This window comes from Pseudomonas sp. FSL R10-0056 (assembly GCF_009600105.1).
GTDB classification, from domain to species: domain Bacteria; phylum Pseudomonadota; class Gammaproteobacteria; order Pseudomonadales; family Pseudomonadaceae; genus Aquipseudomonas; species Aquipseudomonas bubulae.
The window spans coordinates 1-280 of the sequence record NZ_WIWL01000131.1 but is presented as its reverse complement, the minus strand read 5'-3'; the positions used below and the strand labels follow the sequence as shown (position 1 = coordinate 280).

The following is a 280-nucleotide window of genomic DNA, read 5'->3' as shown; positions in this document are numbered from 1 at the left end:
CTAATCAGGTATCTGGCGTAGGTATCCAGATCGCTGACGCCCGTACCGGCGACAAACTGCCTTTGAACACCGCCAGCACCGATTACGTGCTGCGCCCACAGTCCAACACGTTTGACTTTACAGCGTCCTACGTACGCCTTGTGGCTGATACCCCAGGCACCGAGGGTGCACCAGGTACCCGTGGTATCGGTACCGGTCAGGTTAACGCGCTGGCTACCTTCGACGTTACTTACAAGTAACTCATGTTTATTAACGCAAGGGCTCGTGACTAATCACGGGC

The 280-nt window shown here is 55.4% G+C and carries 1 protein-coding gene; it reads left to right on the top strand.

From position 1 onward, the window contains the following. The coding region (locus GHO42_RS25715) for a type 1 fimbrial protein (protein WP_178114910.1) at window positions 1-239 on the top strand (239 nt) is incomplete at its 5' end. Between the last annotated feature and the right edge of the window lie 41 nt (window positions 240-280).